Below are 19,210 nucleotides of genomic sequence, written 5' to 3'. Positions count from 1 at the left end.
CGTTTTGTGCATGGCTCGGACGCGTTGCTCTTGGGGCAGAACCCTTGCACGCATTGGCTATTGCATTGCTGTTTTAAACAAACCGCACAGAGGTTAATCAAGGAGGGGGATGGGCAGTTCGGTCTTTCGTAAACAACAGCGCCGACTTTAAACGTCGGCGCTGATTTTTTCTAATAAAAACTTAGCGTTTCGAACGGTAATAAACTTCATTCCAGCGCAGCGCGTCTTTAAACGCCGGCAGCCGCGTATGCTCGTCAATGACCAGCACTTCGATATCGTTCATCTCGCCGTAGAGGTACATATCGTCCAGCGTCAGCGCCTGACTGAACACCGTATGGTGCGCACCGCCCGCCAGAATCCAGGCTTCCGATGCGGTAGCCAGCGACGGCTGGGCGCGCCACAGCGCACGCGCCACCGGCAGCTTCGGCAGCGGTTTCGGCTGCTCAATCGCATCCACCACGTTTACCAGCAGGCGGAAACGGTCGCCCATATCGATGACGCTGGCGTTAACCGCGCGTCCGGCCGGCGTGGAGAAGATCAGGCGCGCCGGATCGGCTTTGCCGCCGATGCCGAGGAACTGTACGTCGATCAGCGGCTTCTCTTCTTTAGCGATAGAGGGGCACACTTCCAGCATATGCGAGCCTAACACCAGGTCATTGCCGGGCGAGAAGTGATAGGTGTAATCCTCCATAAACGAGGTGCCGCCGGGACGATCGCCCGCAAGAACTTTGAAAATGCGCAGCAGCGCGGCGGTTTTCCAGTCGCCTTCGCCGGCGAAGCCGTAGCCCTGGCCCATCAGACGCTGTACCGCCAGGCCGGGAAGCTGCGTCATGCCGTGCAGCGTCTGGAAGTTGGTGGTAAAGGCTTTGCAACCCTCGTCGTCAAGGAAGCGCTTGATGCCGATCTCGATCCGCGCCGCGTCCAGCACGTTCTGGCGCTTTTCGCCGCCGCTGGCCGCCACGTCGCTGAAGCGATAGAGGCTTTCATACTCATCGATCAGGGCGTTGACCTCGCCGTCGCTGACCTGATTGATCACCTCGACCAGATCGCCGACGCCCCAGCCGTTGACCGCATAGCCGAACTGGATCTGCGCGGCTACTTTATCCCCTTCGGTAACTGCCACTTCGCGCATATTGTCGCCGAAGCGCGCCACTTTCAGCTGCTGGCTGCTCTGCTTCGCGAATGCGGCGCGCATCCAGTTACCGATACGCTGCTGGCTGGCCGGGTCCTGCCAGTGGCCGGTCACCACGCTGTGCTGCAGGCCCATGCGCGCGCCGATAAAGCCGAATTCGCGGCCGCCGTGTGCGGTCTGGTTCAGGTTCATAAAGTCCATATCCATGCTGTCCCACGGGATCTCCGCGTTGAACTGGGTATGGAACTGCAGCAGCGGCTTGTTCAGCACGCTCAGCCCGCCGATCCACATTTTGGCGGGCGAGAAGGTGTGCAGCCAGGTGATGATACCGACGCAGCTGTCGTCGTGGCTGGCATCGCGGCAGAGTGCCAGCGCTTCATCCGGCGACTTCACCAGCGGCTTGACGATAAGCTTTAACGGCAAGGCGGAGGAGGCGTTCAGTCCTTCCACCACCTGGCGCGCGTGCGCTTCGACCTGACGCAGGGTTTCCGGGCCGTAAAGATGCTGCGTGCCGATCACAAACCATACGCTGTGCGCGTTGTACTGATCCATAAAACCACTCCTTAATTAGCGTTGGCGGGGCGCGACGCATACTGCGGCTCAGCCGCCGCGCACCAGAGTTGATAACGTTCATAAAGCTGCTGATAGCGCGCAACTCGCGCGGCGTCGGGCTGTAGCGTGACGGCGACCGGACTGGCCATCGCTTTCTGCGCCTCGGGCACCGTGGCGTAAACGCCTGCGGCGACGGCGGCGAAAATCGCCGCGCCCAGCGCGCAGCACTCATCCGAGGCGACGATATCCAGCGGGCGGTTCATTACGTCGCAGCACGCCTGCATGATGGCAGGTGATTTGCGCGCGATGCCGCCCAGCGTCAGGATGTTCTCTACCGGGATCTGCTGCTGTTCAAAGCACTCCATAATGGCGCGCGCGCCGAAGGCGGTCGCGGCGATCAGGCCGCCGAACAGGGCGGGCGCGTCGGTGCCGAGGTTAAGGTCGGTGATAACCCCTTTCAGGCGCTGGTTGGCGTTGGGGGTACGTCGACCGTTGAACCAGTCGAGCACCACCGGCAGATGATCCAGCTGCGGATCGGCGGCCCAGGCCTCGGTCAGCTGGCGGATCAGGTTGCGCTGCAGCTCAGCCAGCTGCGGCTGAAGTTCGGGATGTTGCGCCGCCGCCTGCTGCAGCGGCCAGCCGAGCAGGCGGCTGAACCAGGCGTAAATATCGCCGAACGCCGACTGACCCGCTTCACAACCGATAGCGCCCGGCATGACGCTGCCGTCTACCTGACCGCAGATGCCTTTAATGGCGCGATCGCCGACTCGCTGCGCGTCAGCGATCAGGATGTCGCAGGTTGAAGTGCCGATCACTTTCACCAGCGTATAGGGCTGGGCGCCAGCGCCGACCGCGCCCATATGGCAGTCGAACGCGCCGCCAGCAATAGTCACGCTCTGCTGCAGGCCAAGACGCTGCGCCCATTCGGCGCTGAGCGTACCGACCGGGATATCGGCGGTCCAGGTGTCGCTGAACAGCGGCGAGTCGAGCTGCTGCGTCAGCAGCGGGTCGAGCGCGTTCAGGAAGTCGGGATCGGGCAGGCCCTGCCAGTCGGGATGCCACAGCGCCTTATGACCGGCGGCGCAGCGGCTGCGGCGCAGAGTGGCGGGCGCGGTAGTGCCGCTCAGCAGCGCCGGCACCCAGTCGCACAGCTCAACCCACGAGACGGCGGCGTCGCGAACGGCGGCGTCGGCGCGCGAAACGTGCAGGATTTTTGCCCAGAACCATTCAGAGGAGTAGATGCCGCCGATATAGCGGCTGTAGTCGGTGAAGCGTCCGCTGCGGCACAGCTGATTAATCGCTTCCGCTTCTTCAATAGCGGTGTGATCTTTCCACAGCACAAACATCGCGTTGGGGTTATCAGCAAAGTCGGGACGAAGCGCCAGCACGTTGCCGTCGCGGTCAATGGGGGCAGGCGTCGAGCCGGTGGTATCGACGCCAATTCCTGTGACGCTGTCACGTTGTGTCGGCGTCAGCGCCTCAAGCACGCCCAGCAACGCCTGCTCCATCGCCTCTATATAGTCCAGCGGATGGTGACGAAAGCGGTTGGCATGAGGATCGCTGTACATGCCTCGTTGCCAGCGCGAATAGTTCACTACGGCGGTTTTCAGCTCGCTGCCGCTGTCGCAGTCCACCGCCAGCGCACGTACCGAATCACTGCCAAAATCGAGACCCAGAGTGATGGCTCCAGCACGCATCGGAAATCTCCTGTTATGAATAATCGTCTCTACATCCTGTGGCGGCGGCGCAGGAAACGTTATTCACCGATCGCTGAGAATATGCACTTTTCTGCCATGAGCAGCGATTTTGTGATCGCCGACAAAAGTTACCTCTCGGTTAAAATTGCTGAATATATGGAAAATTTTGTCGTGATTTCAGGGTGTGATACCGCTCTACATTTTTCATCGACTTTCCCGCTACAACTAGCCCTGCGTTTGTGCAGGCTTTACTCAATCGTCCGCCTAACGCGCTGATTTTCATCCGTACCCAAAAAAGAAAATTGACTGGTAGCGTTTACACCGATTCGTTAACAGCAGTGAAAAATACCCTAGCGCCGGAGAGCATCATGCATAAATTCACTAAAGCGTTCGCGGCCATCGGCCTGGCAGCGGTTATGTCACATTCCGCTATCGCCGAGACCATGAAGCTGGGATTTCTGGTCAAGCAGCCTGAAGAACCCTGGTTTCAGACCGAATGGAAATTCGCGGACAAAGCCGGGAAGGATTTAGGCTTTGAAGTGATCAAAATCGCCATTCCCGACGGCGAGAAAACCCTTAACGCCATCGACAGCCTCGCCGCCAGCGGTGCGAAAGGCTTCGTTATCTGCACCCCCGATCCCAAGCTCGGCTCCGCTATCGTCGCCAAGGCGCGCGGTTACGATCTGAAGGTGATCGCCGTCGACGATCAGTTCGTTAACGCCAAAGGCAAACCGATGGACAGCGTGCCGCTGGTGATGATGGCCGCGACCAAAATCGGCGAGCGTCAGGGCCAGGAGCTGTATAAAGAGATGCAGAAGCGCGGCTGGAACGCCAAAGAGACCGGCGTGATGGCGATTACCGCCAACGAGCTGGACACCGCGCGCCGCCGCACCGGCGGTTCGATGGAGGCGCTGAAAGCAGCCGGATTCCCGGCGGCGCAGATCTATCAGGTTCCTACCAAATCCAACGATATTCCCGGCGCGTTTGACGCAGGCAACTCGCTGCTGGTGCAGCATCCGGAAGTGAAACACTGGCTTATCGTCGGCATGAACGACAATACCGTACTGGGCGGCGTGCGCGCCACCGAAGGCCAGGGCTTTAAGGCGGCCGACGTGATCGGTATCGGCATCAACGGCGTCGACGCGATAAGCGAACTGTCGAAAGACAAAGCGACCGGCTTCTACGGTTCGCTGCTGCCCAGCCCGGACGTGCATGGCTACAAGAGCAGCCAGATGCTCTACGAATGGGTGAGCAAAGGTGCTGAGCCGCCGAAATTCACCGAAGTCACCGACGTAGTGCTGATTACCCGCGACAACTTTAAAACCGAACTGGCGAAGAAAGGGTTGATGTAAACCCGCGTACCGTGTCGCCGCGCCTGCGGCGGCACCTTAACGGTAAACCCAGAGGAGTTACCATGAATAGCGAGCCAACCTTTCTGTCGTTTCATGGCATCAGCAAGACTTTTCCCGGCGTTAAAGCGCTGCAGGATATCTCGTTCGAATGTCGCGGCGGCGAAGTGCACGCCCTGATGGGCGAGAACGGCGCGGGCAAATCCACGCTGCTGAAAATTCTCAGCGGCAGCTATCAGCCCAGCGGCGGCGAAATCCGTATTAAAGGCGAGCCGGTCAGTTTTCAACATACCAGCGACGCGCTGGATGCGGGCGTCGCCATCATCTACCAGGAGCTGCATCTGGTGCCGGAAATGAGCGTGGCGGAGAACATCTATCTCGGCCAGATCCCGCACAAGCGTGGCCTGGTGAACCGCAAGCTGCTGCGCTACGAAGCGGGCCTGCAGCTGAAAAACCTCGGCATGGATATCGATCCCGATATGCCGCTGAAATATCTCTCGCTCGGCCAGTGGCAGATGGTGGAGATCGCCAAGGCGCTGGCGCGCAACGCGCGCATTATCGCCTTTGACGAGCCGACCAGCTCGCTCTCAGCGCGCGAGATCGACAACCTGTTCCGCGTTATCCGCCAGCTGCGCGCGGAAGGGCGCGTGGTGCTCTACGTGTCGCACCGCATGGAGGAGATTTTCGCGCTGAGCGACGCCATAACCGTGTTTAAAGATGGCCGCTACGTTCGCACCTTTACCGATATGCCCAATACCCATCATGACGATCTGGTGCAGGCGATGGTGGGACGCAACCTCGGCGATATTTATGGCTATACGCCGCGTCCACACGGGCCGGTGCGCCTGGTGCTGGAGAAGGTGGAGGCGAAGGGGGTACGCGAACCCATTTCGCTCGAGGTGCGCGCCGGTGAAATCGTCGGCCTGTTCGGGCTGGTGGGCGCCGGACGCAGCGAGCTGATGAAAGGGGTATTCGGCGCGACCCGACTGCGCGGCGGACGCATCCTGCTGGACGGCGAAGTGGTGAAGCTGCGCGAGCCTATCGACGCGATTCGCGCCGGCATCATGCTCTGCCCGGAAGATCGTAAAGCGGAAGGGATTATTCCGGTGCACTCGGTGCGCGACAATATCAATATCAGCGCGCGGCGCCACAACCTGACCGCCGGCTGCCTGATAAAAAACCAGTGGGAGGCGAGCAACGCCGACAGCCATATTCGCTCGCTCAATATCAAAACGCCCCATGCCGGGCAGCTGATTATGAATCTTTCCGGCGGCAACCAGCAAAAGGCGATTCTGGGCCGCTGGCTGTCGGAAGAGATGAAGGTGATCCTGCTGGACGAACCGACGCGCGGCATCGACGTCGGCGCGAAACATGAGATCTACAACCTGATCTATCAGCTGGCGAGCAAAGGCATCGCGGTGCTGTTCGCCTCCAGCGACCTGCCGGAAGTCATGGGCCTTGCCGACCGCATCGTCGTGATGCGCGAAGGCGCCATCGCTGGCGAACTGCTGCATGACGACGCCACGGAGCAGCAGACGCTGAGCCTGGCGATGCCTAAAACCACCCAAGCGGCCGCTGTGGCCTGACAGAGGAAAATATTATGTCTTCATCCACAACTTCAGGTACGCCGCCGGTTCAGCAGCGCAGCGGCATGCGCTTTGGGCGTATCTGGGATAACTTCGGCATGCTGGTGGTGTTCGCGCTGCTGTTCGTCGCCTGCGCCGTGTTCGTGCCGAACTTCGGCTCCTTTATCAATATGAAAGGTCTGGGCCTGGCGATGTCGATGTCGGGCATGGTGGCGTGCGGCATGCTGTTTTGCCTCGCCTCCGGCGATTTTGACCTCTCGGTCGCGTCGGTAATCGCCTGCGCTGGCGTGGTCACCGCGGTGGTGATCAATATGACCGAAAGCCTGTGGATCGGCGTGTTCGCCGGCCTGCTGATCGGCGTTGCCACCGGCTTTATCAACGGCTTTGTGATTGCGCGCCTGAAAATCAACGCGCTGATCACCACGCTGGCGACCATGCAGATCGTGCGCGGCCTGGCCTATATCTTCTCCGACGGTAAAGCGGTCGGCATTGAGGATGAGCGCTTTTTTACCCTTGGCTTCGCCAACTGGCTCGGCGTGCCTGCGCCTATCTGGCTCACCATTGCGACCATGCTGATTTTCGGCTTCCTGCTGAACAAAACCACCTTTGGCCGCAACACGCTGGCGATCGGCGGCAATGAGGAGGCGGCGCGTCTGGCGGGCGTGCCGGTGGTGCGCACCCGCATCATCATCTTTATTCTCTCCGGGCTGGTGTCGGCGGCGGCGGGCATTATTCTCGCCTCGCGTATGACCAGCGGCCAGCCGATGACCTCGCTGGGCTATGAGCTGGTGGTGATCTCCGCCTGCGTGCTGGGCGGCGTCTCGCTGAAGGGCGGCATCGGCAAAATCTCTTATGTAGTGGCTGGCGTGCTGATCCTCGGCACCGTTGAAAATGCAATGAATTTACTGAATATCTCGCCATTCTCACAGTATGTGGTGCGTGGTCTGATACTGTTAGCGGCGGTGATTTTCGACCGCTATAAACAAAAGCATAAAGCCTGACGGCAAAAAGACGCGGCGCCTGGCGCCGCGCACTGATTAACCATGACTGAGTGAGGGCGTTATGTACCACCGTGAATCCACAGCGGCGCAGCAAAATCCTCTGTTGCCCGGTTATCCTTTTAACGCCTGGCTGGTCGCCGGGCTGACGCCTATCGCGGCCGATGGCCCGCTCGACTTCTTTATTGACCGTCCCCACGGTATGAAAGGTTTTATTCTTAACCTCACCATTAAAGGCAAAGGTCGCGTTTTCGACGGTGAGAACGGCTTTGACTGTCTGCCGGGCGATATGCTGCTGTTCCAGCCGAAAACCCCGCACTACTACGGGCGCGCGCCGGACAGTCCCGAATGGCATCACCGCTGGGTCTACTTTCGTCCGCGCGCCTACTGGAACGACTGGCTGCAGTGGCAGGACGCGCGCGAAGGCGTAGGGCGGCTGCATCTCAACGAGACGCTGCGCGCCGAATTTGATCGCCTGTTCGCCAGCATTGAGCAAACCCATAATTCAGGTCGCCGCTTCGCCGAAGAGCTGGCGATGAACCTGCTGGAGCGTCTGCTGCTGCGCGCGGTGGAAGAGGATCCGCGCAGTCATCAGCAGGTGCGCGATCCGCGCATCATCGAAGCCTGCCAGTACGTCACCAACCATCTGGCCAGCGAAGTGAAAATCGAAGAGGTAGCGCGCCACGTCTGCCTTTCGCCGTCGCGCCTGGCGCACCTGTTCCGCGAGCAGATGGGCGTTAATCTGCTGCGCTGGCGCGAAGACCAGCGCGTGATCCGCGCCAAGCTGCTGCTGCAAACCACGCAGGAACCTATCGCCAGCGTCGGGCGGGAAGTGGGTTATGACGACCAGCTCTATTTTTCGCGCGTGTTCCGCAAACGCGTCGGCGTCAGCCCCAGCGACTTCCGCCGACGCAACCAGGATGCGCAGGATACCTTGCTCGCTGAAACCCCCTGGCCGATGGCGCAGAGTGCTATCTCCTGATTTTTCGGGGGAATCCTGCTTGTTCTAACCGACGCTATGGTCTTAAATCAGTCGGGTATGCGAATAAGAGGAGTGATAATGAGCGACAAACTTCGTGTTGGATTGATGGGGTACGGCTTTGCCAGTAAGACGTTTCACGCGCCGCTGATTGCGGGCACGCCGGACGTCGAGCTGGCCGCTGTCTCCAGTAGCGACGAAGCGAAAGTGCACGCCGACTGGCCGCAGGTGAAGGTGGTGGCCGAACCGCAGGCGCTGCTGGACGATCCTACGCTGCAGCTGATCGTTATCCCCACGCCTAACGATACCCACTTTCCGCTGGCTAAGGCCGCGCTGAATGCCGGTAAGCACGTCGTGGTGGATAAGCCCTTTACCGTGACGTTGTCACAGGCGCGTGAGCTGGAAGCGCTGGCGAAGGCCAAAGGTCTGCTGCTTTCCGTTTTCCATAACCGTCGCTGGGACAGCGATTTCCTGACGCTTAAGCAACTGCTGAAGGATGGCACGCTGGGCGAGGTGCGCTATTTTGAATCGCATTTCGACCGTTTCCGTCCGGAAGTGCGTCAGCGCTGGCGCGAGATGAAAGGCGCTGGCAGCGGCATCTGGTACGATCTGGGACCGCATCTGCTCGATCAGGCGCTGCAGCTGTTTGGCGCACCGGTCGCCATTAATGTCGATATGGCGGAGATGCGTCCGGGCGCGCAGACCACCGACTATTTTCACGCCACGCTTACCTATCCGCAACGCCGTGTGGTGCTGCACGCCAGTATGCTGGTGGCTGCCGAGTCGCCGCGTTATGTGGTACACGGCACGCGCGGTAGCTACGTGAAATATGGTCTGGACCCGCAGGAAGATCGGCTGAAAGCGGGCGATTTCCCGCCGGGCGAAGAGTGGGGCTACGATATGCGCGACGGCGTGCTGACGCTGGCGGAAGGTGACGGCGTCACAGAAGAGACGCTGATGACGCAGCCGGGCAACTATCCCGCTTATTATGCGGCGGTGCGCGACGCCATTAGCGGACGCGGCAACAACCCGGTCACGGCGGAAGAGGCGATCCAGGTAATGGAGCTGATCGAGCTGGGGCTACAGTCGGCTGAGAAGCGACAGACGCTGTCGCTGAAGTAACAAAAAAGGTCGGCTACGCGCCGACCTTTTTATTCATAAGGCTGCCGTGGGCCTCTCTCTGTCAGCAAGGTGCTGACGCGGGTGACAAGGCCCGATCGCAAAGACGCAAAAAGCGCCATCCCTGGCGGCTCGGCCCGCGCATTCCCTTGCGCGGGACGCTTTGCTCTTCGGTCCTTATCACCCACGTTTTACGTTCATCAGCTGCCTGACGCTGCACCCTCAGTCTTTTTTACGCCTTCACTTTATTGCGAATAGCGGTTTTCTCCGCGTCGCTCAGGAAAGCGATGGTCAGGCCGTTCTCCTGCGCCTGGCGGATCTGCGCGGCGCTCAGCCCGGCGGCTGGGGCGGCGTGCTGATATTCATGCGCCAGTTCAATCCCCTGAACCGCCGGATCGTCGGTGTTCAGCGTCGCCAGAATGCCGTGTTCCAGGAACTGTTTCAGCGGATGGTGCGCCAGCGACGAAACGGTGCTGGTCTGGATATTGGACGTGAGGCAGGACTCAATGCCGATACGATGCTCGGCAAGAAAATCCATCAGCGCGCGGTCTTCAATTGCTTTTACGCCATGGCCGATACGCTCGGCGCCCAGCTCGCGGATCGCCTGCCAGATGCTTTCCGGGCCGGCCGCTTCACCCGCATGCACCGTTACGCGGAAACCGGCGTCGCGCGCCTGCGTAAAGTGGCTGAGGAACTCGCTGCCGGGAAAGCCCAGCTCATCGCCCGCCAGATCGACGGCGGTGATATGATCGCGGTGCGCCAGTAAGCCTTCCAGCTCGCGCAGGCAGGCTTCGTCACCGAAGGTGCGGCTCATAATGCCAATCAGGCGCACATCGACGTTATATTTCTGACATCCCGCCTTGATCCCGTCGATTACCGCTTCCACCACGCCCGCCACCGGCAGGTTATGGTTCATCGCCATATAGCCCGGCGAAAAACGCAGTTCGGCGTAGTGAATGCCGGCACGCGCCGCATCTTCAACATTCTCCAGCGCAACGCGGCGGCAGGCATCAAGATCGCCCAGCACCTTTACACCCCAGTCGAGCTTATTAAGAAAGCTCACCAGATCGGGCTGATTTTCAACCACCTGAACGTGCGGACGCAGCGATTCCAGCGTGGTGGCGGGCAGGGCAAGGTTAAACTGGCGGCCTAAATCCAGAATGGTCTGCGCGCGGATATTGCCGTCAAGATGGCGATGGATATCGGTAACGGGAAGGCTGGGATCGAACATGCTGCACTCTCTGACAGGGATAAAAGTGCAGACCATTATAGAAACATCTTGCGCAACATAGCGAGTCATTTGCGCAACCTGCGCCGCGTCTGCTGCGATATTAAGCGAAAGGGCGGCTAAGAAGCCGCCCGGTTTTATGCGCCGAGCGCCTGTAGCGCCGCAATCAGGCGGTTGAGACCCTCGTCCAGCTTGCTGCGCGGACAGCCAGCGTTCAGGCGCAAAAAGCCCCGGCTCGCTTCTCCATAGGTCGAGCCGGGCATCATCGCCACTTTCTGTTGCTGAATAAGCTGCTGCTGCAGCGCCGCCTCGTCGACGCCAAGCGGATTAAGATCGAGCCACGCCAGGTAAGTCGCCTGCGGCGGCTGCCAGTTAAGCACAGGAAAGGCTGCATTAAGCCGCTGGGCTACGTGCTGCAGATTCGCCTGCAAACAGGCGCGCAGCGCGTCGAGCCAGGGCGCGCCTTCGCGATAGGCGGCGATATGCGCCACCACGGCGAGCACTGCAGGTGAGGAGAGGCCATCTGCCTTTATCTGCTGCATAAAAGCCTCTCGATCCTCTTGATCGCTAATGATCCCCCATGCGCCCGTCAACGCAGGGATATTGAAACTTTTCGATGCGGAGGTAAAAAGCGCCCAGTCGCTGCGCGCAACTTCGCTCCAGGGCAAATGCACAATGTCGCCCCACACCATATCCATATGGATTTCATCGCTGATGACGCGTACCTGATAACGTTCGCACAGCGCGGCCATCTGCGTCAGCTCCTCCCGCGTCCAGACTTTGCCGGTGGGATTATGCGGACTACACAGCAGCATCAGCTTGCATCCTGGGCGGGCGAGCTGCCTCTCTAGCGCCTGCATATCACAGCGCCAGCCTTGTGCGTCGCGCAGCAGCGGCTGGGCAAGAATCTGCCGTTGACTCTGAGTCAACAAGGCATAAAAAGCATCATAGGCAGGGGTGTGGATAAGTACTTCGTCGCCCGGCACCGTCCAGCGGCGCATCGCTTGCGCCACCATATAAATCACCGAAGGGCCGTATACCACTGACCGCTCATCCGGCGTCGTGTGAAAACGCGTCTGCATCCAGTGGCAAACCGCCGACAGAAAGTCGTGATGCTGCCAGCGGCTGTAGCCGAAGACGCCGTGATCGAGCCGCTGCTGCAGCGCCGCGCGAATAGCGGGCGCAACGGCAAAATCCATATCCGAGATGGTAAAGGGCAGCAGATCCGGCTCGCCGAAGCGGTCCGCGACAAAATCCCACTGCGTGCAGTAGCTACCGCGCCGGTCGATAACTTCGTCAAAATCAAAAGATTCACTCATACTCGTTACACCGTCACATTCATCAGCTGCGCCAGCTCTTCCTTAACGGACTGCACCTGCGGCCCGATAACCACCTGTAGCGTAACAGGGCTGAGATGCACCACGCCGATGGCGCCGTTGGCCTTCAGCGCGGCGTCATTGACCTTCGCCATATCAACGATGCGCAGACGCAGACGGGTCAGGCAGTTATCCAGTGAGGTAATGTTCTCCACGCCGCCCAGCGCGTCGAGGATGGCTGGCGCGTTGTAGCCAGATTTACCAATGCCCGCGCGGCTGACCTGCTGCTCCAGGCCGCTCTCTCTTTCACGTCCCGGCGTGGCGATATTGAAGCGGATAATGGCGAAGCGAAACAGCAGGTAATAACCTGCAAACCAGATCGCGGCGGCGACCGGCACCCAGTACCACTTCGTTGCAAGGCCATGCAGGATGCCGAACACAACAAAATCAATAATATTGCCGTCCGTGTTGCCGATGGTGACGCCCAGCACCGCCATAAGCGTAAAGCCGAGCCCGGTCAGCAGGGCGTGCAGCAGGTAGAGCGCCGGGGCGACAAACAGAAACAGAAATTCGATCGGTTCGGTCGTGCCGCCAACCACGCAGGCCACCACGCCCGAAATCAGCAGTCCTTTAATCTTGTGACGATTCTCAGGCCTCGCGCAGTGATAAATGGCTAACGCCGCGCCGGGCAGGCCACCAAGAAACGCGGGCATTTTTCCCTGCGAGAGAAAGCGGGTGGCGCTTTCCGAGAAGCCATGCACTTCCGGGCAGGCGAGCTGCGCCTGGAAAATGGTCAGCGCGCCGCTGACGCTCTTGCCGCACACCTCCATTGTGCCGCCCGCATCGGTAAAGCGAATAATCGCCACCAGAATATGCTGCAAACCAAACGGCAGCAGCAGGCGCTCGCCGGTGCCGAACAGCATCGGGCCAAAGTCGCCCGCACCGTTAATCATCCAGCCAAGTCCGGCAATGCCGCGCGCGAAAAAAGGCCAGATCAGCGGCACCACAAGGCCAAGCAGCCCCGTCACCAGCAGCGTGATGATGGGCACGAACCGCGTGCCGCCGAAAAATGCCAGCGCGTCCGGCAGCCGCACGTTATGGAAGCGCTCGTGCAGCCAGAACACCACAACGCCAACAATTACCGCGCCAAGAATGCCGGTATCGATCGCCTGAATGCCGAGAACCGACTGGATATTGTTAGCTTTCAACAGCGCGGCATCGCTGGTGGGCAAAATGCCTTTAATCGTGAGCCAGAAGTTGGTGCTGAGGTTCATCACCGTATAGCCAACAAAACCGGCAAAGGCGGCGACGCCTTTATTTTCACGCACCATGCCGAGTGGGATGGCAATAGCGAACATCACCGGCAGAAAGCGAAAGGCGAATGCGCCGGTTGTCGCCATCCAGACAAACAGATGCTGCAGCAGCGGCTGGTCCAGCAGCGGGATTAACGTCAGCACGTCGCGGCTGCTGAGGGAGCTGCCGATGCCGAGCAGAATGCCGCAAAAGGAGAGCAGGGCGACAGGCAGCATAAAGGTTTTGCCCAGGCTCTGAAAAAACTCCCAGAGCGACAGGCGAGGAAGCGGAGCAGACATATTTTCTCCTGGAAAGAAAGCGGACGGGTATTAAGGTAAAATGATGATAAAACGTTTTACCAACGCTTTATGAGCGGGCCGTCACAATGTGAGCGTGGCAGTGACAGCTAACTTTATTCGTCAGGTTTAACGTTTTACCTATATGATAAGGCGATTAGATAGTGTTTCGCAGGCGAGCATCATGACGCAGCAAAAAGTCACCATTAACGACGTCGCTGAAGCGGCTGGCGTCTCCGTTACCACCGTTTCTCTGGTGCTCTCCGGCAAGGGGCGCATCTCTCCCGCCACGGTGGCGCGGGTTAATCAGGCGATCGAACAGTCAGGCTACGTGCGTAACCGTTCGGCGGCCTCGCTGCGCGGCGGCGCCAGCGGCGTGATCGGTTTGATCGTGCGCGATCTCAGTCAGCGGTTTTACGCTGAAATGACCGCGGGCCTCAGCGAGGCGCTGGAGACGCAGGATAAGATGCTGGTGCTGGCCCAGAGCGGCGCGCAGGGCAAGTATCTGACGCGCTGCTTTGATGCGCTGGTGGCGCAGGGGGTGGATGGAATAGTGCTGGGCGGCGATGCGGGCAATGGCGCGGCGCTGGCGGCGCGTGCCGCAGAGCTGGAGCTGCCGTTAATCTGCGCGTCGCGCGCCAGCTATCTGGAGGGGACGGACAGCCTGCGGCCTGACAATGCGCTGGGCGCTCGCATGGCGACGGAGTATCTGATCCGCCAGGGGCATCAGCATATCGCCTGGCTGGGCGGCAGCGGTGCGTCGCTGACGCGCGCCGAGCGCATCGGCGGCTACTGCGCCACATTGCTGCAGTACGGTTTACCCTTTAAGCCGGAATGGATTATCGAATGCGAAGAGAGCCAGAATGCGGCGGCTGAGGCGACCACGCAACTCCTGCAGCGCTATCCGCGCCTGACGGCCATTATCGCCGCTAATGGCGCAACCGCGCTGGGCAGTTACTTTGCCCTGTTGCGCAGCGGCCGTACGCTGGGCAAGGGCGCGGTTGACAGCTATTACGCGCAGCAGATGGCGCTGGTGGGATTTAGCGATGAGCCACAGGCGAACCTGAGCGATCCGCCGCTGACCTTTATCTGCAGCCCGGCGCGTGAGATGGGACGGGCCGCGGCGGCGCGTATTCTGCTGCGTCTCAGCGCGCCGGAGACGGCCAGTCAGCATATGATCCTGACGCCGAGCCTTATTACCAGCGAAAGGAGATAAAAAAAGCGACCCGCAGGTCGCTTTTGTCAGGCTGCTGCTTACTGCGGCATACCTTCACTGGTTGGCAGGCCGAGCATATAGCGCGACATAAACTGCTCCAGCGTCATCGTATCGCCGTTCATATTTACCTGGCCGCCGTTGTACTGCAGGCTGGTAACGATATTGTTGTCCTGCTGCTGGGTCAGACGGAACATCTGACCCATTGCCGCCAGGCCTTTCACCTGCTGATCCGCCAGCTTCTGCGCGTCGTCGCCAGAGTAACCTTCGGCCAGGCCGACGTTGCGCATCACTTCTGTCGCCATCGGCATATTGATAACCAGTTTGGCGGTTAACCCCTTCAGTACGCGATCCACCATGCCTGCCAGGCTTTGCGGCTGGCCGGTGACGGTAGCGGGATCGTTAAAGTTGGCGGTCAGGTTAAAGGTGCTTTCACCTTTATCATTTTTCCAGCTCAGCGGCGCGATGCTCACCATCGGCGCGCCTTTCAGCAGCGTCGGCAGATTGTTCATCAGAATGGTGTTAACGCCTGCCTGATAGCGAATCGGATCGCTGGCAAGGCCGGGCTGATTCAGCAGATCCTGCATCTGGGCATGGTAGTTATCGGAGAAGGTTTTCACCGCCTGGGCATCAAACTGCGCCAGCTTCATGCTCAGCTTCGCTGCGCCAAAATCATTGCTCTGCAGGTGTACGTTATCGACTTGATAATCGATGTTACCGCTGATTTTGCCCGCTTTGTTATCGAACGATGAAGTGCCGTTGAGTTTTTGCAGCGTCAGCACATCTTTGCCGTTCGCGCTGGCATTAAATTTATCCAGCTCGACTTTCTGATCGCCGATGCGCACGCCTTCCGGCGTCAGATGGGTATTGCCGCTTACGCGGACGCCGTTGGCGGTGAAGAGCACCGGCAGACCCATCTCGTTTTTACTGGTAATGGCGATGCTGTCGATATCGCTGTCCAGAGAGACTTTATCGCCTTTGCTGTCTGCGCTGACGTTCAGCGTGCCGCCGTTGGTCGCCACGCGCTGGCCGGTCTGGGCGTTCTGGTAATTAACCGGCAAAAAGTGCAGCGCGGTATCGGTCGCGCCGCTGTAGCCGATGCGGGTGTCCGCATTGGCTGGCGATTTATTGTCGGTCAGGGCGAAAAGGTTTTTCAGCGCATCGGTATTTTCCAGCTCGGTATGCACCGACGCCATGCTCGGGATCAGCGTAAAGCGACGCAGCTGCGCAAACGGGAAGGGGCCGTGATCGATGGTTTCGTTAAAGACGATGCTCTGGCCCGGTTTCAGGAAGGCGTTATCTTCGGTCTGCGAGCTGGCCTGCAGTACCAGCTTCGCTTTGCTGCTAAAAACGCCGCGCTGGTAATCCTGATAGCTGAGCTTGAGTCGGCTGTTGGGCGCATAAGCGTTAAGCTGCGTATTGGCGTTCTGCACCAGTTCATCCATATGGCTTTCCAGCTGCTTACCGGTAAACCATGCCGCGCCGGTCCAGATTACGCCCAGGGCGATAATCACACCTACGGCAACGTTGGTCTTTTTCATTGCTGAGTCGTCCTTATCCTTGTATCCGCTTACGCCGCTCTCCGACGTCCGGCGAGGGAAGAAAAACGCCCGCAGGCGTTTTTCGCTAATAGATTGAAATAATAGCAGTTAGGGCCAGTTTCGTCAGCCGAATCAGCGCAATGCGTTAAAAACACGCGCCAGACGGCCGCTTCCTGTGGCTTTCAGCGCGCCGTCGCTGGCGGGAATAAAGCAGGACTCCCCTGGCTGCAGCACCAGCTGCTGCTGGCCCAGCGTCAGCGTCGTCTGACCTTCGATACAAAACAGGATCGCCGCGCTCTCCTGAGAGAGGGTTTGCGGTTCGCTGTCCAGCGTGTGGATAGCAAAGGCGAAATCATCCACCGGGATGGGAAAGTTCAGGGCGCGATCCTGCAGCTGCGGCTGCGTAAGCAGCTGCGCGGCCGGTTTTGACTGAAACTTAACGTTGGCGAGCAGCTCGGGAATATCAATATATTTTGGCGTCAGACCGGCGCGCAGCACGTTGTCGGAGTTGGCCATCACCTCCAGCGCCACGCCGTTAAGGTAGGCGTGTGGCGTCTCTGCATAAAGAAACATCGCTTCGCCCGGCTGCAGCGTAACTACATTCAGCAACAGCGGAGAGAACAGCCCGCTGTCGTCGGGATAATCCACCGCGATCGCCTTGATGGTTTCCCACGGCTGGCCTTCGCGCGCGTTGAGCGCAGCTTTCAGCACGTCCAGCGCCAGCGACTTCGCCTCGCCCTGCAGCGAGAGCAGAGTCGTAAAGAGCGTGGCCAGGTTTTCGCTGTCGGGATGCTGCAAAAAGTGGGCAATTTGCGGATGCGCGCCCGCGACCGGCTGCAGCAGCGAGGCGATTTCCGTCAGCTCGCGAAAGCCGTTCATCGCCTGAAAGGGCGTCAGCGCATAGACCAGTTCCGGCTTATGGTTGGCGTCTTTGTAGTTGCGTTCCGCCGCGTTGAGCGGGATCCCCGCGGCGTTTTCGCGCGCGAAACCCTCTTCAGCCGCGCTTTTGCTCGGATGCACCTGAATCGACAGCGGCTGATCGGCACACAGCACCTTAAACAGAAAAGGCAGTTCGCCAAAGCGCTTCGCCACCGCGTAGCCCAGCGTCGCCTCTGGCGCTGCGTCGATCACCTCGCGCAGCGAGCGGCGCTCGCCCTTAACCTCAACCTGCGAGGGGCTCTTAGGGTGCGCGCCCATCCACAGCTCCGCCATTGGTGCGCCGGTGGGATTAGGGATGCCATAGAGTTCTGTTAAGGCGGTTCTACTGCCCCACGCGTAATTTTGCAGCGAATTGACCATTTTTTGCATGATTAACCCTTTAATCACGGGAAGTTATGACACCTATTAAAGCAGAAAATGGCGCAGAGAATACATATCAAGTGCAAACAGCGTCTCAGACTCGCATAATGTTAAATTCTTGTATGTAAGGATTCTGCGCGTCCAGGAGGCTTGCCGCACTGGACGAACAATCACCACAACCTGTGCTAAAGGAGACGTAGACATGGCAGCCACTCGCATTGAAAAAGATTCAATGGGGCCCATTGATGTACCCGCAGACAAGTTATGGGGCGCGCAAACGCAGCGCTCGCTGGAACACTTCCGTATCTCGACAGAAAAAATGCCCACCGAGCTGGTCTATGCGTTAGCGCAGACCAAGCGCGCCGCCGCCACCGTGAACCGCGATCTCGGCTTGCTGCCTGCCGATCGGGCCGAAGCGATTATCAAAGCCGCCGATGAAGTGCTGGCCGATCAGCACAGCGGCGAGTTTCCGCTGGCTATCTGGCAAACCGGTTCCGGCACCCAGACCAATATGAACATGAACGAGGTGCTGGCCAACCGCGCCAGTGAAATCCTCGGCGGCGAGCGCGGCATGTCGCGCCTGGTGCACCCCAATGACGATGTGAACAAAAGCCAGAGTTCTAACGATGTCTTCCCGACCGCGATGCACGTAGCGGCGGTTATCGCGCTGCGCGAAAAGCTCATCCCGCAGATTGAAGTGCTGAAAAAAACGCTGAGCGAGAAATCCAGCGCCTTTAGAGATATCGTCAAAATCGGTCGTACCCACCTGCAGGATGCGACGCCGCTGACCCTGGGCCAGGAGATCTCTGGCTGGGTGGCGATGCTGGAGCATAACCTCAAACATATTGAGCAGAGCATTCCTCACGTTGCGGAACTGGCGCTGGGCGGCACCGCCGTGGGTACCGGCCTGAATACCCATCCAGAATATGCGGTGCGCGTGGCGAAAGCGCTGGCCGAGCTGACGGGGCAGCCGTTCGTCACCGCGCCGAATAAGTTTGAGGCGCTGGCAACAACCGATGCGCTGGTGCACGCACACGGCGCGCTGAAAGGGCTGGCGGCCTCGCTGATGAAGATCGCTAATGACGTGCGCTGGCTGGCCTCAGGGCCGCGCTGCGGCATCGGCGAGCTTTCTATTCCCGAGAACGAGCCGGGCAGCTCCATCATGCCGGGCAAGGTGAACCCGACCCAGTGCGAAGCGATGACGATGCTCTGCTGTCAGGTGATGGGCAACGACGTGGCTATCAATATCGGCGGCGCCTCGGGCAACTTTGAACTGAACGTCTTCCGTCCAATGGTCATTCACAACTTCCTGCAGTCGGTGCGTCTGCTGGCTGACGGTATGGACAGCTTTAATCATCATTGCGCTATTGGCATCGAGCCGAACCGCGACCGCATTTCGCAGCTGCTCAATGAGTCGCTGATGCTGGTAACCGCGCTGAATACCCATATCGGCTATGACAAAGCGGCTGAAATCGCGAAAAAAGCGCACAAAGAGGGGCTGACGCTGAAAGGCTCGGCGCTGAAGCTGGGCTATCTTACCGAAGAGGAGTTTGACGCCTGGGTGCGTCCGGAAGATATGGTCGGCAGCATGAAGTCGTAACCAGCAAAGTCA

Annotated in this window: 15 protein-coding genes; 8 read left to right on the top strand and 7 right to left on the bottom strand. The window is 59.5% G+C overall.

Annotated features, from left to right (window positions below):
• Positions 1-181 precede the first annotated feature (181 nt).
• Together araA and MHZ89_RS01015 are read right to left on the bottom strand one after the other, a co-directional pair.
• Positions 182-1,684 (bottom strand): L-arabinose isomerase, encoded by a 1,503-nt coding sequence (gene araA, locus MHZ89_RS01020; RefSeq protein WP_311781501.1) that lies wholly within the window; start codon positions 1,682-1,684, stop codon positions 182-184.
• A gap of 11 nt (positions 1,685-1,695) precedes the next feature.
• On the bottom strand, positions 1,696-3,381 hold the full coding sequence (locus tag MHZ89_RS01015) for a ribulokinase (protein WP_126688829.1): 1,686 nt from the start codon (positions 3,379-3,381) through the stop codon (positions 1,696-1,698).
• Positions 3,382-3,396: 15 nt separating this feature from the next.
• Between MHZ89_RS01015 and MHZ89_RS01010 the strand changes: the two genes are divergently transcribed.
• The 6 genes from MHZ89_RS01010 (at position 3,397) to MHZ89_RS00985 (ending at position 9,415) form a co-directional block, all read left to right on the top strand.
• Positions 3,397-3,657 (top strand): hypothetical protein, encoded by a 261-nt coding sequence (locus MHZ89_RS01010; protein WP_311781500.1) that lies wholly within the window; start codon positions 3,397-3,399, stop codon positions 3,655-3,657.
• Positions 3,658-3,749: 92 nt separating this feature from the next.
• Positions 3,750-4,733: an arabinose ABC transporter substrate-binding protein gene (locus tag MHZ89_RS01005; RefSeq protein WP_311781499.1), complete on the top strand. Its 984-nt coding sequence runs from the start codon at positions 3,750-3,752 to the stop codon at positions 4,731-4,733.
• A gap of 62 nt (positions 4,734-4,795) precedes the next feature.
• A complete protein-coding gene (gene araG / locus MHZ89_RS01000; protein ID WP_311781498.1) occupies positions 4,796-6,316 on the top strand; it encodes an L-arabinose ABC transporter ATP-binding protein AraG in 1,521 nt (506 codons plus the stop codon).
• Between the two features lie 14 nt (positions 6,317-6,330).
• Complete coding sequence (araH, locus tag MHZ89_RS00995) at positions 6,331-7,317, top strand: L-arabinose ABC transporter permease AraH (protein ID WP_103795668.1); 987 nt, start codon at positions 6,331-6,333, stop codon at positions 7,315-7,317.
• Between the two features lie 61 nt (positions 7,318-7,378).
• Positions 7,379-8,296, top strand: a complete 918-nt coding sequence (araC, locus tag MHZ89_RS00990; RefSeq protein ID WP_120452490.1) for an arabinose operon transcriptional regulator AraC — start codon at positions 7,379-7,381, stop codon at positions 8,294-8,296.
• A gap of 78 nt (positions 8,297-8,374) precedes the next feature.
• Positions 8,375-9,415 carry an oxidoreductase gene (locus MHZ89_RS00985; protein WP_311781497.1) on the top strand — a complete coding sequence of 347 codons (1,041 nt, stop codon included), beginning with the start codon at positions 8,375-8,377 and terminating at the stop codon, positions 9,413-9,415.
• A 229-nt stretch (positions 9,416-9,644) separates the two neighbouring features.
• On the opposite strand, the gene add is transcribed toward MHZ89_RS00985, so the two are convergent.
• The 3 genes from add to malX all read right to left on the bottom strand — a co-directional run bounded on the left by add (position 9,645) and on the right by malX (position 13,548).
• The gene (gene add / locus MHZ89_RS00980; RefSeq protein WP_311781496.1) at positions 9,645-10,643 is read right to left on the bottom strand and encodes an adenosine deaminase; all 999 of its coding nucleotides are present in this window, start codon (positions 10,641-10,643) and stop codon (positions 9,645-9,647) included.
• A 134-nt stretch (positions 10,644-10,777) separates the two neighbouring features.
• Positions 10,778-11,959 (bottom strand): MalY/PatB family protein, encoded by a 1,182-nt coding sequence (locus MHZ89_RS00975; RefSeq protein WP_311781495.1) that lies wholly within the window; start codon positions 11,957-11,959, stop codon positions 10,778-10,780.
• Positions 11,960-11,964: 5 nt separating this feature from the next.
• Positions 11,965-13,548 carry a maltose/glucose-specific PTS transporter subunit IIBC gene (gene malX, locus MHZ89_RS00970; protein ID WP_271151999.1) on the bottom strand — a complete coding sequence of 528 codons (1,584 nt, stop codon included), beginning with the start codon at positions 13,546-13,548 and terminating at the stop codon, positions 11,965-11,967.
• Positions 13,549-13,729: 181 nt separating this feature from the next.
• Between malX and malI the strand changes: the two genes are divergently transcribed.
• Positions 13,730-14,761, top strand: coding sequence for a Mal regulon transcriptional regulator MalI (gene malI / locus MHZ89_RS00965; protein WP_311781494.1), 1,032 nt, complete (start codon positions 13,730-13,732; stop codon positions 14,759-14,761).
• A 38-nt stretch (positions 14,762-14,799) separates the two neighbouring features.
• Here the strand turns inward: malI and MHZ89_RS00960 are convergent, their stop codons facing one another.
• Entirely contained in the window at positions 14,800-16,299 is a 1,500-nt protein-coding gene (locus MHZ89_RS00960; RefSeq protein ID WP_311781493.1) for a YdgA family protein, read from the bottom strand.
• A 132-nt stretch (positions 16,300-16,431) separates the two neighbouring features.
• On the bottom strand, positions 16,432-17,607 hold the full coding sequence (gene manA, locus MHZ89_RS00955; RefSeq protein ID WP_311781492.1) for a mannose-6-phosphate isomerase: 1,176 nt from the start codon (positions 17,605-17,607) through the stop codon (positions 16,432-16,434).
• A gap of 193 nt (positions 17,608-17,800) precedes the next feature.
• Between manA and fumC the strand changes: the two genes are divergently transcribed.
• Positions 17,801-19,198, top strand: a complete 1,398-nt coding sequence (fumC, locus tag MHZ89_RS00950) for a class II fumarate hydratase (RefSeq protein ID WP_311781491.1) — start codon at positions 17,801-17,803, stop codon at positions 19,196-19,198.
• Positions 19,199-19,210: the final 12 nt, after the last annotated feature.

Origin of the sequence: Pantoea sp. ACRSB (genome assembly GCF_022346905.1) — a bacterium.
Lineage (GTDB): Bacteria > Pseudomonadota > Gammaproteobacteria > Enterobacterales > Enterobacteriaceae > Pantoea > Pantoea piersonii.
This window is presented reverse-complemented; position numbering and strand designations above follow the sequence as displayed.

Bases quoted from the DNA above. Each gene is read 5' to 3' on its own strand.
- araH (WP_103795668.1), top strand. From the start codon at position 6,331: ATGTCTTCATCCACAACTTCAGGTACGCCGCCGGTTCAGCAGCGCAGC.
- araG (WP_311781498.1), top strand. From the start codon at position 4,796: ATGAATAGCGAGCCAACCTTTCTGTCGTTTCATGGCATCAGCAAGACT.
- fumC (WP_311781491.1), top strand. From the start codon at position 17,801: ATGGCAGCCACTCGCATTGAAAAAGATTCAATGGGGCCCATTGATGTA.
- MHZ89_RS00985 (WP_311781497.1), top strand. From the start codon at position 8,375: ATGAGCGACAAACTTCGTGTTGGATTGATGGGGTACGGCTTTGCCAGT.
- MHZ89_RS00960 (WP_311781493.1), bottom strand. From the start codon at position 16,299: ATGAAAAAGACCAACGTTGCCGTAGGTGTGATTATCGCCCTGGGCGTA.
- MHZ89_RS01015 (WP_126688829.1), bottom strand. From the start codon at position 3,381: ATGCGTGCTGGAGCCATCACTCTGGGTCTCGATTTTGGCAGTGATTCG.
- malX (WP_271151999.1), bottom strand. From the start codon at position 13,548: ATGTCTGCTCCGCTTCCTCGCCTGTCGCTCTGGGAGTTTTTTCAGAGC.
- MHZ89_RS01010 (WP_311781500.1), top strand. From the start codon at position 3,397: ATGAATAATCGTCTCTACATCCTGTGGCGGCGGCGCAGGAAACGTTAT.
- araC (WP_120452490.1), top strand. From the start codon at position 7,379: ATGTACCACCGTGAATCCACAGCGGCGCAGCAAAATCCTCTGTTGCCC.
- araA (WP_311781501.1), bottom strand. From the start codon at position 1,684: ATGGATCAGTACAACGCGCACAGCGTATGGTTTGTGATCGGCACGCAG.
- manA (WP_311781492.1), bottom strand. From the start codon at position 17,607: ATGCAAAAAATGGTCAATTCGCTGCAAAATTACGCGTGGGGCAGTAGA.
- MHZ89_RS00975 (WP_311781495.1), bottom strand. From the start codon at position 11,959: ATGAGTGAATCTTTTGATTTTGACGAAGTTATCGACCGGCGCGGTAGC.
- malI (WP_311781494.1), top strand. From the start codon at position 13,730: ATGACGCAGCAAAAAGTCACCATTAACGACGTCGCTGAAGCGGCTGGC.
- add (WP_311781496.1), bottom strand. From the start codon at position 10,643: ATGTTCGATCCCAGCCTTCCCGTTACCGATATCCATCGCCATCTTGAC.
- MHZ89_RS01005 (WP_311781499.1), top strand. From the start codon at position 3,750: ATGCATAAATTCACTAAAGCGTTCGCGGCCATCGGCCTGGCAGCGGTT.